Source organism: Roseovarius sp. MBR-51, assembly GCF_053628575.1.
Genome location: NZ_JBRJGQ010000007.1, coordinates 273,674 through 288,417 on the forward strand (window position 1 = coordinate 273,674; position 14,744 = coordinate 288,417).

The following is a 14,744-nucleotide window of genomic DNA, read 5'->3' on the forward strand; positions in this document are numbered from 1 at the left end:
ATGGCCATGACGGATGGGGCGGCCCTGCGCACGCCGACGCTGGGACTGTATCTCAAACTGACGGCGGTGATGGTGCCGACCTTTTTGCTCTTTGCCGCCTCCGGGCTCTTGTGGCTCAGCGAAAAGAACCTCTTGCGCAGCGAAGAGGCGATGGCCATGCGCATCGGCAATGCCACGTCACGGCTGGGCGGCGCGCTGGAGCGCTTCAGCGATCAGAGCGATGGCGCGGTCAATTGGGCCAGCCCCTTTGTGACCGACCTCATGCAGACGCTGCTGGGCGATCCCGCGATCCGCTGTGTCGAATTGGTGGACCCGGCCAATCGCTCCGTGCTGGCCGTTGTGCCCGAGGGGCTGGGCTGTCAGGGGGCCGACACCGCGCTGGCCCTGCCCTATGAGGTATTTTCCTGGCCTATAACAGAGCTTGTCACGCGCTTTGACGAGCGCGAGATTGCCACCGTCAAACGCTATCAGCGCGATTTCCTGCTCTTGCTGCTGGCGGGCGGCATCCTCATCGCCGCCCTCGCCAATTGGCTCTCGTTTCGGGTCATCGTGGGCCGCCCGCTGCGCCGCCTCATCACCCGGCTGGAAGAGGCGCGCGAGGTGGCGGTGATCGCCAATGACGCGAAGTCCGATTTCCTCGCCAAGATGAGCCATGAGATCCGTACGCCGATGAACGGGATCATCGGCATGGCCGACATGCTCTCGGAAACCGATCTGACCCCGGAACAGGACAGCTATGTCAGCACGATGGTCCGCTCGGGCGATGCGCTTTTGACCATCATCAACGACATTCTCGATTTCTCCAAGATCGAGGCGGGCAAGCTCACGCTCGCTTCCGAGCCCTACCGCCTGCGCGAGATTGTCGAGGATGTGACGCAGCTTCTCGCCCCGCTGGCCGCGCGCAAGGGGCTGATGCTCTATTCCGATGTCGCCCCCGACCTGCCCGAAATCATGCTCGGCGATGCCGGGCGTTTGCGCCAGATCCTCGTGAATATCGCGGGCAATGCGGTGAAATTCACGCTTGAGGGGCATGTCGCCCTGCGCGCCCGCGCAGGCGGCCCCGGCCAGATCGTGATCCGCGTCCATGACAGCGGCGTGGGCATTCCTGCGGATCAACAGGACAAGGTCTTTACCGCTTTTGAACAGGTGGACAACACCGCCACCCGCAGCTTTGGCGGCACCGGCCTTGGCCTTGCGGTCAGTCGCCAGTTGGTGACGCTGATGGGGGGCACGCTGACGCTCCATTCCCGCGAGGGTGAGGGCACGCGGTTTGACATCGCCCTGCCGCTGATCCCGCAAGAAAGCGGCGGTCGGGGCCTGCGCGCCACGCCTCTGGCGCAGCCCGGTCCGGATGCGCCGGTGATCTGGCTGCTGGATCCCTGCGCCGACCGCCGCGCCGGGATCGCCGCCCCGCTCACCCATCTGGGGGCCCGCGTGATCGCCGGGGGTAACGTCGCCGATATGGCCGTTGCGCCCAAGCCCGCGCTCATCCTGCGCGATGACCGGGTGCCTGACGATGATCTGACCGAGGCAACGCCACAGATCCTGCTGTCCGACCGCGCCGTTGCCCCCTCGGATGCCATCCGCTCCGTGCTGCGCAAACCGCTGCGCCACGCCCTTTTGATCGAGGCTGCACGCGCCGCCCTCAACGGCCATCTCTCAGCACTTCCGTCCGAGCCTGCGCCCGCGCGCCGCGCCGAGAACTGGGCTGCGGACTGGGCCGAGGGGCTGCATATCCTTGGCGTCGACGACAATGCCACCAACCGCCTCTTGCTCGAGCGCTATTTTGCCCGCTCCGGCGCGCAGCTCCGTCTTGCCGCCAGCGGGGCCGAGGCGGTCGCGTTTTACGGCGCGCAGCCCGCAGATCTGGTGCTAATGGATGTCTCGATGCCCGGCATGGACGGCTATCAGGCGACCGGCCTGATCCGCACGCAAGAGGCGGCGCAGGATCTGCCACCCGCGCATGTGGTGGCCGTGACCGCCAATGTGCTGGAGCAACACCGGCAAGAGGCGCATCTTGCGGGCATGGACGGCTTTCTCGGCAAACCGCTGCGCAAGGCGGATCTTATTGCCTATATCGCCCGCCTGCGTGAGAGTGGCGATCTCATACCGCGCCCCGCCGCACATCGCCCCGCCGCCGAATAACCCGAGTCGCGCTCAGGCCTCTCCCGACCCGTCCCGCCAGCGATTGACGATCGGATAGCGGCGATCGAGCCAAAAGGCCCGATGGCTCAGCCGCGTGCCGGGGGCGGCCTGAAACCGCTTGTATTCGCTGATACAGAGCAGATGTTCGACCCGCTTGGCATCGCCGAGGGTATAGCCCGCCGCCACACAATCCGAAATCGAGCCGTCCTGATCGACCAGAATATCCAGAATGCCGTCCAACACCGGATAGTCGGGCAACGAATCGCTATCCTTCTGATCGGCGCGCAATTCCGCACTGGGCGGTTTGTCGATCACCCGCGCGGGGATCACCACGCCCGCGCCACCCCTCATCCAGTCGCGATGCTGGGCATTCCGCCAGCGGCAAATCTCGAACAGCCGCGTCTTGTAGAGATCCTTGATCGGGTTATACCCCCCCGCCATATCGCCATAAATGGTGGCATAGCCGACCGCCACCTCGGATTTATTGCCCGTGGTCAGCAGCATCTCGCCGAACTTGTTGCTGAGCGCCATGAGCAACAGCCCGCGCAGTCGCGACTGGATATTCTCCTCGGTCAGGTCCGGTTCTGTGCCGTCAAAGAGCGGGGCCAAGGTCTCCGTGATTGCCGCGCGTCCGGCATCAATCGGAACGAAATCATAGCGGCAGCCCAAATTTTCCGCGACAGCCTTGGCATCCTCCAGCGACTCGGGCGAGGTATACTCTGACGGTAGCATCACGCAGCGGACATTCTGCGCCCCCAGCGCATCGACGGCAATCGTCGCCACAATGGCGCTGTCCACCCCGCCCGAAAGGCCAAGCAAGACCTTTGAGAACCCGGATTTGCGCAGATAGTCGCGCAAGGACAGAACCATCGCGGTATAATCCTGCTCCAGATCATCCGGCAGATGCGCCAGAATGCCCGGGGTCGCGCGCCAGCCTTCCCGTCCCCGCTCCAGATCGACATGCACCACCGCCTCCTGGAACACCGGCAGTTGCACCGCCAGCGCCCCACCGGGGTTGAGCACGAAAGAGCCGCCATCGAACACCTGATCGTCCTGTCCCCCCACCATATTGAGGTAGACGAGCGGTAATCCGGTCTCGATCACTCGCGCCACCATCATGTTCTGGCGCCGGTCCATCTTGTTGCGGTAATGCGGTGATCCATTGGGTACGAGCAGGATTTCGGCCCCGGTCTCGGCCAATGTCTCGGCCACATCCTCATGCCAGGCATCTTCACAGATCGGGCTGCCGATCCGCACGCCTGCCACCGTATAGGGCCCCGCCACCGGCCCGCTCTCATAGAGCCGCACCTCGTCGAATACGGTCTCATTGGGCAGGTGATGCTTGAGCACGCGGGCGCGCACCGCGCCGCCCTGCAAGACGTAATAAGCGTTAAAGAGCCCAACGCCGTCCAGCGCCGGTCCGCCAATCGCAAGCGCCGGACCCTCGGCGCAGTCGGACGCCAGCGCCTCGATCGCTGCAATCGCAGCCTGATGAAACGCGGGCTTTCGCACCAGATCCTGCGTGTTGTAGCCGGTGATGAACATTTCCGGCAACGCCACCAGATCGGCCCCCGCAGCGCGTCCCTCTTCCCATGCCGCACGCGCCATGCGCGCATTGCCTGCCAGATCCCCCACCGTCGGGTTCAACTGCGCCAATGTCAGGCGAAACCTGTCACCCATGTCCGTGCCCTCTGCTTATCCTCGCGCCTGATGTAGCAGATCGCCGCCGGAGGGAAAGACGATTTGGCCAAAAGCCGTTGTCAGCCCCTGCCCCGTCCTCTAGATTTGGCGCAGCCGCCGTATCATCGGGCGGGATCGGGCATCGGGGCAGATATGAACTTTTCGCGCACAAGAGCCATCCTTCTGAGCATCGCCCTCAGCGCCGCCAGCATGGCCGCCGCTCAGGACGCCGAGGTCCAGACCAAGCAATATGACGATGGTGGCATCTATGAGGGCACGTTCAAGGACGGGCTGCAGCATGGCACCGGCACCTACACCCTGCCCAATGGCTATGAGTATACCGGCGACTGGGTCGAGGGTGAGATTCGCGGCACGGGTGTCGCGCGCTTTCCCAATGGCTCGGTCTATGAGGGCGAATTTGCGCGTGGCAAACCCAATGGCATCGGCAAGATCGTGTTCACCGACGGCGGCACCTATGAGGGCGCGTGGGAGGATGGCAAGATCACCGGCCAAGGTGTTGCGATCTACGCCAATGGCGTGCGCTACGAGGGCGGTTTTCTCAATGCGATGCACCACGGACGCGGCCGGATGCAGAGCCCGGGCGGCTATATCTATGACGGCGATTGGGTCAATGGCGTCAAGGAAGGCATGGCCAAGATCACCTATCCCGATGGCGCCGTTTACGAAGGCGCGGTTGCGCGCGGCGCGCGCGAGGGGATTGGCACGCTGACCATGCCCGACGGGCTGATCTACGAGGGCACATGGCGCGCCGGAGAGATTGACGGCAGGGGCAAGCTCACGCAGCCCAATGGCGATGTCTATGAAGGCGATCTTGTCGCCGGGCGGCGCGAGGGTACGGGCCGCGTTACCTATGAGAATGGCGATCTCTATGAGGGTGCCTTTAAGGATGACCGCCGCCACGGTCAGGGCAAATTCACCGGCACCGATGGCTATCTCTATGAGGGCGAATGGGTCGCGGGCAAAATCTCGGGTCAGGGGCGCGTCACCTATCCCGATGGCTCGGTCTATGAGGGGCAGTTCCGCGATGATCTCGCCAATGGCGAAGGGCGCATCACGTATCCGGATGGCTCAACCTACGAAGGATCATGGGTCGGCGGCGTGATCGAGGGCACGGGGCGTGCCACCTACCCCAATGGCCTTGTCTATGAGGGCGAGTTCCAGAACGCCCGCAACCATGGCACAGGGGTCATGACCTACCCCGACGGCTATCGCTATGAGGGCGAGTGGCAGGACGGTCAACGCCACGGCACCGGCACCGCGAGCTATCCCGATGGCACGATCTATGTCGGAGAGTTCGTCGACGGTCAGCGCCATGGGCAGGGCAAGATCACCATGCCCGATGGCTTTGTCTATGAGGGCGAATGGCAGGACGGTGAAATCTCGGGGCGCGGCGTGGCCACCTACACCAATGGCGATGTCTATGAGGGCATGTTCCGCGCCGGCAAACGGCAGGGCGAAGGCACCATGCGCTATGCCAGCGGTCAAGAGGCCAGCGGCACATGGGACGACGGCGCGCTGTCCGAAAACACCACCCAGACCGAGTGATCAGACCGGTCGGCCCGCGTCCAGATCGTCCAGCACCCGCGCGGCCCCGTCCAGAACGGCCGCGCGCCGTGTCTCCTCCATCTTGTCCCATGTGCGGTAAACCGGCCCCATGCGCGGATTGCGGCCAAACTTATCGCGATGCCGGATCAGGAAATCCCAATAGAGCAGGTTAAAGGGACAGGCATTCTCGCCCGTCTTGTCCTTGACCGAATAGGCACAGGACCGACAGTAATCCGACATCTTGTCAATGTAATTGCCCGAACTCACATAGGGTTTGCTGGCGATGATGCCGCCATCGGCAAACTGGCTCATGCCGATCACATTCGGGGCCTCGACCCATTCAAACGCATCGGCATAGACCGCGAGATACCACTCATGCACCTGTCCTGGATCAATCCCGGCCAGAAGCGCGAAATTGCCCGTTACCATCAACCGCTGGATATGATGCGCATAGGCCTCTTTTGCCGTCACCCCAACAGCTTGCGAGACGCAGTTCATCCGCGTCTCGCCCCCCCAATACATCCCTGGCAGAGCGCGCTTGTGGCCCAGCGCGTTGCGCGTCACATAGTCCGGCCCCTCGCGGAAATAGAGGCCGCGCATGTATTCCCGCCAGCCGATCACCTGCCGGATATACCCTTCGGCGGCATTGATCGGCACCCGGCCTGCGTGCCATTCCTCAACAACTCGGGTGCAGATATCGACAGGATTGAGCAGGCCGATGTTCATGTAGATCGAAATCACCGAATGATGCAGAAACGCATCCCCTTCCAGCATGGCATCCTGCGTGTCGCCAAACCCCGGCAGCAGGTGCCGCGCGAAATGGTCAAACGCTTGGGCGGCCTCGGCCCGTGTCACGCCAAACCAGAAGGGGCGTAGGGTGCCGAAATGCCCACCAAACCGCGCCTCGACCAGATCCAGCACCTCCGCCGTGATCGCATCCGGCTCAAACCGCAGCGGCCTTGCGCGCAGCAGGTCCACTTGCGCGCGCTTTCGGTTGTCATGGTCAAAATTCCACTTGCCCCCCGCCGGTTGGTCGCCCTCCATCAGGAACCCGGTCTTGCGCCGCATCTCGCGGTAAAAATACTCCATCCGAAGCTCTTTGCGCCCCTCGGCCCAGCGGTCGAACTCTTCCAGCGTACAAATGAACCGGTCATCGGGCAGTTGCCGAACGGTCAAGGGGGCCTCATTCAGCGCCGCAATCAACCGCCATTCTCCGGGCTGCGTGGCGATCACCTCGCCTGCACCGAATTCCTCGGCCCGTCGGATCAATTCGCCGACAATCGACGGCGTGGCCTCGGGATCATCCAGCCGCGTATAGGCCACCTGCCAGCCCTCGGCCCGCAACTCATCGGCAAAATGCCGCATCGCCGACAGGATCAGCGCGATCTTCTTGGGATGGTGGGGTACATAGCGGCCCTCGTCCATCACCTCGGCCAGGACCACCACGTCGCGTGCCTTGTCCGCCGCGCACAGCGCCGACAGATCAAGGCTGAGTTGATCCCCCAGCACCAGCACCAGCCGCGCTACCATGGCACGGGTTTCCCCTGCCAATCAAAGAACCCGCCACTCTCCTCGGGCCGCAGCCCTTCGATCACACTTAGCAGGTTTTCCGCCGCCTCTGGCGCGGGCACCGCCGGGTGCCGACCCAGATATTTGCGGGTAAAGTCGGTCTCGACCGTGCCGGGATGCAGCGCCACGCAAATCGCCGCGCGGTGGCTGCGCCCCAGTTCAATCGCGCCGGTGTGGATCATCTGGTTGAGCGCGGCCTTGGACGTACGATAGGAATACCAGCCTCCAAAACTGTTGTCGCCAATCGAGCCCACCCGCGCCGAGAGCGCCGCAAAGACCGCCCGCCCCTCGCGCGGCAAGAGCCGGACACTGTGCTTGAGCACCAAGGACGGCCCGACGCAATTGAGCGCAAATTGATCGAGCATCGCCTGCGCGGTCACCTGCCGCAGCGCCTTTTCCGGCGCGGCATCGCCGATTTCCAACGCCCCCGTCGCCACAAGGATCAGGTCAAACGGCCCTGTGAGCGCCCCAAGCGCCGATGCGACCGAGGCCTCATCGGTCACGTCGAATCCATCGTCCCTCCGCGACAGGCCCGTGACCGACACGCCCCTTGCCTCAAGGGCGGCGCTCACAGCCTGCCCGATGCCGCCCGACGCGCCGATGATCAATGCGTTTTCCATGGCGCAGACCTAGCCGAAGCTCGTGCTGCTTCAACCCCAAACTGCCGACGCAATTTCGGGGTTTTCATCGCCGCAGAGCGCCCGTATAGTTTCGCCCATGTTGATGCAGGATCATATCACGCCCTTGCCCCACGCCCCTCGGCGTGCCGCACGTGCTGTCCTGCTAGGCCTAAGCCGCCTCTGAGCGTGCCGTCTTGGCGCGACCGCTCAGAGGATGTGCCGTTTCGCGCCGCAGGCTTAGGATTTTTTGAAAGAGACCAACATGACCAACACCTCTAAAGATCGCGTCGTCATCTTTGACACCACCTTGCGCGACGGCGAGCAAAGCCCCGGCGCGACCATGACCCATGCCGAAAAGCTCGAAATCGCCGGGCTGCTCGATGATATGGGCGTCGATATCATCGAAGCCGGATTTCCCATCGCCTCCGAGGGCGATTTCAACGCGGTCAGCGAGATTGCGAAAAACTCGAGGAACGCCGTGATCTGCGGCCTCGCCCGTGCCAATCTGAAAGACATCGACCGCTGCTGGGAGGCGGTGAAACACGCAGCACAGCCCCGCATCCATACCTTTATCGGCACCTCGCCGCTGCACCGCGCGATCCCCAATCTCGACCGCGACCAGATGGCCGAGCGTATTCACGAGACGGTGACACATGCCCGCAATCTCTGCGACAATGTGCAATGGTCGCCGATGGATGCCACCCGCACCGAATGGGATTATCTCTGCCGCACGGTCGAGATTGCAATCAAGGCGGGGGCGACCACGATCAATATCCCCGATACCGTGGGCTATACCGCGCCAGAGGAATCCGCGTCGCTCATCCGCCGCCTGATCGAAACCGTGCCGGGGGCGGATGAGGTGATCTTTGCCACCCATTGCCACAACGATTTGGGCATGGCCACGGCCAACGCCCTCGCCGCCGTTGCAGGCGGCGCGCGGCAGATCGAATGCACCATCAACGGCCTTGGCGAACGCGCCGGCAACACCGCCCTCGAAGAGGTGGTGATGGCCCTCAAGGTGCGCGGCGACATCATGCCTTACGAGACCGGCGTCGACACCCGCAAGCTGATAAACATCTCGCGCCGCGTTGCCGCTGTGTCGGGCTTTCCGGTGCAGTTCAACAAGGCCATCGTCGGCAAGAACGCCTTTGCGCATGAATCCGGCATCCATCAGGACGGCATGCTCAAGAACGCCGAAACCTTCGAGATCATGCGCCCCGAGGATGTGGGTCTGACCGAGACAAATATCGTCATGGGCAAGCATTCGGGCCGTGCCGCGCTGCGCTCCAAGCTCAAGGATTTGGGCTATGAATTGGCTGATAATCAGCTCAACGATGTGTTCGTCCGGTTCAAGGAACTCGCCGACCGCAAAAAGGAAATCTACGACGATGATCTCGTGGCCCTCGTCAACGCCGGTATGGATTCCGAGAACAACCGCTTGCAGATCAAACACTTGCGCGTGATCTGCGGCACCGAAGGCCCGCAACAGGCGACGCTCACGATGGAAATCGACGGGCGCGAAGTCTCGACCGAGGCCACAGGGGATGGCCCCGTCGATGCCACGTTCAACGCGGTCAAGGCGCTCTTTCCGCATGAGGCGCGGTTGCAGCTCTATCAGGTCCATGCCGTGACCGAAGGCACAGACGCACAGGCGACCGTGTCCGTGCGGATGGAAGAGGCGGGGCGCATCGTGATGGGACAATCGGCCGATACCGATACGGTCGTGGCCTCAGCCAAGGCCTATGTCCACGCCCTCAACCGCCTGCTCGTGCGCCGGGAAAAAACCGGCAGCGACGCCCGCGAGGTCAGCTACAAGGACGTGTCATAAGGCAGGTCTGAGCGAGAAAGCGGAAAGCCCGGATGAGAGGATCATCCGGGCTTTTTTGTCGTTGCTCTGGTGTTATGCGACTTTCGTTGACCGCGCCGCGCGGGTGGCTCAAGCGCCCCCTACTCCGCCCAATCCCAAGGCCGCACGAATTGGCCCAGCACATGCCCCACGGCCTCGCCCTCGGCACTGGCCGAGCCCGATACCTTGGCCACCAGCCCGCGTTTCTTGTCATCGACCACCGACGTCACCCGCGCGGCAACCCCGGCATCGGCCAATGCCGCGTTGTAAATCCGCGTAATCGCCAGTTTGCGCAGGTCGGGCTTGAACACCTTGCCCACCGCTGTTTTCGGCAGTTCCGGCAAGACCTCGACATGCTTGGGCACCGCCGCGCGCTCATGCACATGCAGCTTGCAATGCTCGAGCAGTTCCTCGCCCGTCACCGTGGCCCCGGCCACCAGTTCCACATAGGCGCAGGGGATTTCACCGGCATGTGCATCCGGCTGCCCGATGGCCCCGGCCATCGCCACGGCCTTGTGCACCATCAGCGCCTCTTCGATCTCGGCGGGGTCGATATTATGGCCGCCCCGGATGATCAGATCCTTGGCGCGGCCCGTGATCCACAGATAGCCATCCGGATCAATCCGCCCCAGATCGCCGGTGCGCAGATAATCGCCATGATAATAGAGATCCTTGTTCTTGGCCGCCTCGGTATAGGTGCCACCTGAAAAGACACCGGGATTCGAGATGCAGATCTCGCCCACCTCATCCACCGCGCAATCCATCGGCCCATCCGCCGTGCCCTTGATGATCCGCACATCGGTATAGGGAAAGGGCACGCCCACCGATCCCACCTTCTTTTCGCCATCGGGCGGGTTGGCGGAGACAAGGCATGTCGCCTCGGTCAGACCATAGCCCTCGATCACCGCAATGCCGGTCGCCGACTCGAACCGGGTGAACAATTCCATCGGCATCGGCGCCGATCCCGAAAAGGCGTTCTTGACGCTTGAGACATCCGCATCCACCTTTCGCTGCATGAGCGCGGAAACAGCGGTCGGAACCGTTATGATGAAACTGATCTTCCAGCGCTCGCAGAGCTTCCAGAAATTGTCGAACACCCCCTCACCGCGATAGCCCGCAGGCGTCGGAAACACCACATGCGCCCCAGATTTGATCATCGCCATCAAGATCACATGACAGGCAAACACATGGAACAGCGGCAGCGGGCACATCACATTGTCCTGCTCGGTGAAGAGCAGCGTGTGCCCGATCCAGCCATTGTAGATCATGCCGGAATACTTGTGCTGCGCCACCTTGGGCATGCCGGTGGTGCCGCCGGTGTGGAAATAGGCCGCCACGCGGTCGCCCGCGCTATCGGCAAAACTCAGGGTCTTGGGCTGCCGCGCGCTGGCCTTGTTGAAATCCATGCAATCGGCATGATGCTGCACCGGGTTTTTGGGGCGCACCAGCGGCACAATCCAGCATTTGGGCGGGCTGAGATAGCGGTTGAGATCAATCTCCAGCACCGTATGGACATTCGGCGCATGGCGCACCGCCTCAGCGGTCTTTTGCGCGATGTCGGTCTTGGGGAATGCCTTGAGCGTGACCACCACCTTGGCGCCGGTCTCGCGGAGAATGGCGCTGATCTGCTCTGGCTCCAATAGCGGGTTGATCGGGTTGACGATGCCCGCGATCATGCCGCCAATGGTCGCCGCCGCCGTTTCAAGACAATTGGGCAGCACCAGAGCCACCACATCGCCTTCGCCCACCTTGAGGCTGCGAAAGAGATTGGCGGCCTGGCAGCACTGATCGTGAAACTGCTGCCATGTCAGGGTCTGCGCCTTGTCTGTGGCCCCGGAAAACAACTGATAGCTGATCGCGGGCCGGTTCGGAAATTTGCCCGCAACCTCGTTCAACATCTGATAGATGGTGTGAGGGCGCTCGCGCGCCGCCCAAGGCATCTCATTCTGAATATCAAGCGCATCCTGCCGCGTCTTGAACGCCATCGGTCCGTCCTCCCTGATTGCCCCCGCGTTCCCGGCGCGGGGTTGTTCCTTTCGGGGAGAATGTGCGGGAATTCACAGGCGCGCAAGTTTAACGCTGCGTTTTGACGGATTCGTCAGATGCAGGGCGTCTCTAGCTTGCCCCGCCAAGGCAGGTCGCCATCGCCCCGGCCATGTCCCGAAGCATCTGCGGATAGAGGCCCGGACCCGGCTCCAACTGACTTCCCATCGGGTCAAGCACGCCGTGGGTGGCGACATCGCCAAACACGGTCTCGACCAGCTTGGGATCGAATTGTGGCTCCGAGAAAACACACAGAACGCCACGCGCCTCGGCCATGTCGCGCAGCGCCGCAACCCGTGCCGGTCCCGGTGCTGCCGCATCGCCCAGCGCAATCGCCCCCGCCGCGGTCACGTCAAACGCGTTCTCGAAATACTGATAGGCATCGTGAAACACCAAAAAGGGCTTGTCTTGGACCGGGGCCAGCTCCGCCGCGATCTCTTGGCTCAACGCCTCTAGCTCAGCCTGCCCTGCCTCTGCATTCGCGGCATAGGCTGCGGCATTGTCCGGGTCATGCTCGGCCAGTTCCTCGGCAATCAGCCGCATCCAGACCCGCGCATTCTCCGGAGCAAGCCAGGCATGCGGGTCTGTCCCCTCATGGTCATGGTCATGGTCGTGAGCGTGGTCGTGATCATGCGCCTCCGCATGATCCGCATGCCCCGCCTCTTCTTCTGCATGGTCTTCGCCGTGGTCTTCGCCGGGCTCGTGCGCCGCAAATTCTACCCCCTCGCGGAACGGCAAGACCCGGCTGCCCGCCGCGCCCAGTAACGCCACCACATGTGCCTCACTGGCCAGCGCCTCGATGGATCCCTCAAGCCAAGGCGTCAGCCCCTCACCCATCCAGAACACCAAATCAGCCTGCTCCAGCGCCGCCGCCTCAGACGGGCGCATCGCATAGCCATGCGGCGAGGCACCGGGGCGCACGATCACCTCCGGCGCACCCACGCCCTGCATCACCCGTGCCACCAGCGACTGAACAGGCGTGATATCGGTGGCCACCTTTGGTGCGTCGGCCATGGCCACCCCGGCCAGTGACACCCCAAGACTCACGGAGAGTAGAAAACGCATCGGCATAGTGATCCTCATATGTGATATCATAACATTCGACATCACTTGATAAATGTAACCCTATAACATATCAACCCCAAAATGATCCCAAGGTGAACCCGTTGGAGGACCAGATGGACACGATCGGATTCGAAGCGCATGACCACAAGGGCTGCGTGCGCGATGCCATCGCGGCGGTCGAGACACATTGTGCAGAGCACAAGTTGCAATTCACCCCCGTCCGCCGCCGCGTGCTGGAGATCCTGCTCAGCGAGCACCGCGCGATGGGGGCCTATGAGATCCTCGACATCCTGCGCGACGAAGGTTTGGGCTCTCAGCCTCCCGTGGTCTACCGCGCCCTCGATTTTCTCGTGACACATGGCTTTGCGCATAAGATCGAGCGGCTGAATGCCTTTATCGCCTGCACCCACCCCGGACAGAACCACACCCCGGCCTTCCTGATCTGCCGCCAATGTGACGCAGTGGCCGAGGCGCATGCCGAACCGTCAAAGGGCATGTTGGGACGCGCCGCCGCCGACACGGGTTTCGTCATCGAACAGGCCGTGGTCGAGGCGATGGGCCTCTGCCCGAAATGCTGCAAAGGGGCCGCGAATTGCGCCTGATCGAAACCCGGGGGCTGACCGTATCTTTCAACCGGACAACCGTGCTGTCCGACATCAATCTCGTCCTCGACCGGGGCGAGATCGTGACCATCGTTGGCCCCAATGGATCGGGTAAATCCACGCTCCTGCGCGCCCTCATCGGGGCGCAGAAACCGGCGCGCGGCGAGATCATCCGCCGCCCCGGCCTGCGCATCGGCTATGTGCCGCAAAAGCTGCATATCGACCCGACGCTGCCGCTGACCGTCACGCGCTTTCTCGGTCTGCCGAGGCGGCATACCGCAGACCAAACGCGCGCCGCATTGGATCAGGCGGGGCTGCCTGACCTGCGGGATCGGCAGATGGCAGATCTGTCGGGGGGCCAATTTCAGCGCGTTCTGCTCGCCCGCGCGCTCTTGGAAAAGCCCGACCTGCTCATTCTCGACGAGGCGACGCAGGGCCTCGATCAACCCGGCTCCGCCGCCTTTTACCGCCGCATCGAAGAGGTGCGGCGCGAGTTTGGGTGCGGCGTGCTGATGGTCAGTCACGAACTCCATGTGGTCATGAGCGCCTCTGACCGGGTGATCTGTCTCAATGGTCACATCTGCTGCGAAGGCCACCCCGAGGTCGTCGCGCAAGCTGATGAATATAGGGCGATTTTTGGCACTGGCACCCAAGGCGCACTGGCGCTCTACCGGCATGAACACAACCACGCCCACGACCATGATCATGACCATGATCACCCTCACAGCCACGAGGCCGCCGAATGATGCTTGATGATTTCATGGTCCGCGCCGCCCTCGCAGGTCTTGGCGTGGCGCTGGCCGCCGCCCCCTTGGGCAGCTTTGTCGTCTGGCGGCGCATGGCCTATTTCGGCGATGCCACGGCCCATGCGGCCATCCTCGGGGTGGCGATGGCGCTGGCGTTTTCAATGTCGGTTTTTGTCGGTGCACTGGCGATGTCGCTGATCATGGCCACCACCGTTTCAACCCTGTCGGGCCGCGGCTTTGCCATGGACACAATGCTGGGCGTTCTGGCGCATTCGGCGCTGGCCTTTGGCCTTGTCGCGGTGTCCTTTCTCTCAGGCGTGCGAATTGATCTCATGGCCTATCTCTTTGGCGATATTCTGGCGGTCAGCCGGGGCGATTTGCTGGTGATCTGGGGCGGTGCGGCCCTTGTTCTCAGCCTCTTGGCCTGGCGCTGGCAGGCGCTCTTGACCACGACGCTCAGTCCTGATCTGGCGTGGTCCGCGGGCATCGACCCGCGCCGCGAACAGCTTGTGCTGACCTTGGCGCTGGCGGTGGTGGTCGCAGTGGCGATCAAGGTGGTGGGCGTGCTGCTCATCGCCGCCATGCTGATCGTCCCCGCCGCTGCCGCCCGACCGCTCGCCATCACGCCCGAGCGTATGGCGGTCATCGCCACGCTCATCGCGAGCGCCTCGGCACTGGGCGGATTGCGGCTGTCGTTCCACTTCGACACGCCGACCGGGCCGACCATCGTCTGTGTTGCGGCGCTGATCTTTGCCACGACCACGCTGATCGGCAGCGGCTTGCGACAGCGCGGGCAGGCATCCGACTAAAACTGTCAGAAATTACCATTGACTCTTTTAGTCAGAGATACGAGAGATACCCC

Annotated in this window: 11 protein-coding genes; 6 read left to right on the forward strand and 5 right to left on the reverse strand. The window is 63.0% G+C overall.

Features of this window, described 5'->3' with window-relative positions; translation table 11 throughout:
- Positions 1-2,145 carry an ATP-binding protein gene (locus ACSSVY_RS12605; RefSeq protein WP_454269924.1) on the forward strand — a complete coding sequence of 715 codons (2,145 nt, stop codon included), beginning with the start codon at positions 1-3 and terminating at the stop codon, positions 2,143-2,145.
- Positions 2,146-2,157: 12 nt separating this feature from the next.
- On the opposite strand, the gene ACSSVY_RS12610 is transcribed toward ACSSVY_RS12605, so the two are convergent.
- Positions 2,158-3,825, reverse strand: a complete 1,668-nt coding sequence (locus ACSSVY_RS12610) for an NAD+ synthase (RefSeq protein WP_454269925.1) — start codon at positions 3,823-3,825, stop codon at positions 2,158-2,160.
- 153 nt (positions 3,826-3,978) lie between these two features.
- Here ACSSVY_RS12610 and ACSSVY_RS12615 point away from each other — a divergent pair, with 153 nt between their 5' ends.
- Positions 3,979-5,391, forward strand: a complete 1,413-nt coding sequence (locus ACSSVY_RS12615; protein ID WP_454269927.1) for an MORN repeat-containing protein — start codon at positions 3,979-3,981, stop codon at positions 5,389-5,391.
- Here the strand turns inward: ACSSVY_RS12615 and ACSSVY_RS12620 are convergent, their stop codons facing one another.
- Positions 5,392-6,921, reverse strand: a complete 1,530-nt coding sequence (locus tag ACSSVY_RS12620; RefSeq protein ID WP_454269928.1) for a cryptochrome/photolyase family protein — start codon at positions 6,919-6,921, stop codon at positions 5,392-5,394.
- A complete protein-coding gene (locus tag ACSSVY_RS12625) occupies positions 6,915-7,580 on the reverse strand; it encodes an SDR family NAD(P)-dependent oxidoreductase (protein WP_454269929.1) in 666 nt (221 codons plus the stop codon). The genes ACSSVY_RS12620 and ACSSVY_RS12625 overlap by 7 nt, the downstream gene beginning before the upstream one ends.
- A 262-nt stretch (positions 7,581-7,842) precedes the next feature.
- Here ACSSVY_RS12625 and ACSSVY_RS12630 point away from each other — a divergent pair, with 262 nt between their 5' ends.
- Entirely contained in the window at positions 7,843-9,408 is a 1,566-nt protein-coding gene (locus ACSSVY_RS12630; RefSeq protein WP_454269931.1) for a 2-isopropylmalate synthase, read from the forward strand.
- A gap of 119 nt (positions 9,409-9,527) precedes the next feature.
- Here the strand turns inward: ACSSVY_RS12630 and ACSSVY_RS12635 are convergent, their stop codons facing one another.
- Both ACSSVY_RS12635 and ACSSVY_RS12640 read right to left on the reverse strand, forming a co-directional pair.
- A complete protein-coding gene (locus tag ACSSVY_RS12635) occupies positions 9,528-11,411 on the reverse strand; it encodes an acyl-CoA synthetase (RefSeq protein WP_454269932.1) in 1,884 nt (627 codons plus the stop codon).
- 130 nt (positions 11,412-11,541) lie between these two features.
- Complete coding sequence (locus ACSSVY_RS12640; RefSeq protein WP_454269934.1) at positions 11,542-12,540, reverse strand: zinc ABC transporter substrate-binding protein; 999 nt, start codon at positions 12,538-12,540, stop codon at positions 11,542-11,544.
- 107 nt (positions 12,541-12,647) lie between these two features.
- On the opposite strand from ACSSVY_RS12640, the gene ACSSVY_RS12645 reads away from it, so the two are divergent.
- The 3 genes from ACSSVY_RS12645 to ACSSVY_RS12655 are packed head-to-tail and all read left to right on the forward strand — an operon-like array spanning position 12,648 to position 14,691.
- The gene (locus ACSSVY_RS12645; RefSeq protein ID WP_009819413.1) at positions 12,648-13,136 is read left to right on the forward strand and encodes a Fur family transcriptional regulator; all 489 of its coding nucleotides are present in this window, start codon (positions 12,648-12,650) and stop codon (positions 13,134-13,136) included.
- Positions 13,127-13,882: a metal ABC transporter ATP-binding protein gene (locus tag ACSSVY_RS12650; protein ID WP_454269935.1), complete on the forward strand. Its 756-nt coding sequence runs from the start codon at positions 13,127-13,129 to the stop codon at positions 13,880-13,882. Before ACSSVY_RS12645 ends, ACSSVY_RS12650 begins: the two co-directional genes overlap by 10 nt.
- Positions 13,882-14,691, forward strand: a complete 810-nt coding sequence (locus ACSSVY_RS12655) for a metal ABC transporter permease (RefSeq protein ID WP_454269961.1) — start codon at positions 13,882-13,884, stop codon at positions 14,689-14,691. The genes ACSSVY_RS12650 and ACSSVY_RS12655 overlap by 1 nt, the downstream gene beginning before the upstream one ends.
- The last annotated feature ends 53 nt before the right edge of the window (positions 14,692-14,744 follow it).

Bases quoted from the DNA above. Each gene is read 5' to 3' on its own strand.
- ACSSVY_RS12605 (WP_454269924.1), top strand. From the start codon at position 1: ATGGCCATGACGGATGGGGCGGCCCTGCGCACGCCGACGCTGGGACTG.
- ACSSVY_RS12610 (WP_454269925.1), bottom strand. From the start codon at position 3,825: ATGGGTGACAGGTTTCGCCTGACATTGGCGCAGTTGAACCCGACGGTG.
- ACSSVY_RS12615 (WP_454269927.1), top strand. From the start codon at position 3,979: ATGAACTTTTCGCGCACAAGAGCCATCCTTCTGAGCATCGCCCTCAGC.
- ACSSVY_RS12620 (WP_454269928.1), bottom strand. From the start codon at position 6,921: ATGGTAGCGCGGCTGGTGCTGGTGCTGGGGGATCAACTCAGCCTTGAT.
- ACSSVY_RS12625 (WP_454269929.1), bottom strand. From the start codon at position 7,580: ATGGAAAACGCATTGATCATCGGCGCGTCGGGCGGCATCGGGCAGGCT.
- ACSSVY_RS12630 (WP_454269931.1), top strand. From the start codon at position 7,843: ATGACCAACACCTCTAAAGATCGCGTCGTCATCTTTGACACCACCTTG.
- ACSSVY_RS12635 (WP_454269932.1), bottom strand. From the start codon at position 11,411: ATGGCGTTCAAGACGCGGCAGGATGCGCTTGATATTCAGAATGAGATG.
- ACSSVY_RS12640 (WP_454269934.1), bottom strand. From the start codon at position 12,540: ATGCCGATGCGTTTTCTACTCTCCGTGAGTCTTGGGGTGTCACTGGCC.
- ACSSVY_RS12645 (WP_009819413.1), top strand. From the start codon at position 12,648: ATGGACACGATCGGATTCGAAGCGCATGACCACAAGGGCTGCGTGCGC.
- ACSSVY_RS12655 (WP_454269961.1), top strand. From the start codon at position 13,882: ATGCTTGATGATTTCATGGTCCGCGCCGCCCTCGCAGGTCTTGGCGTG.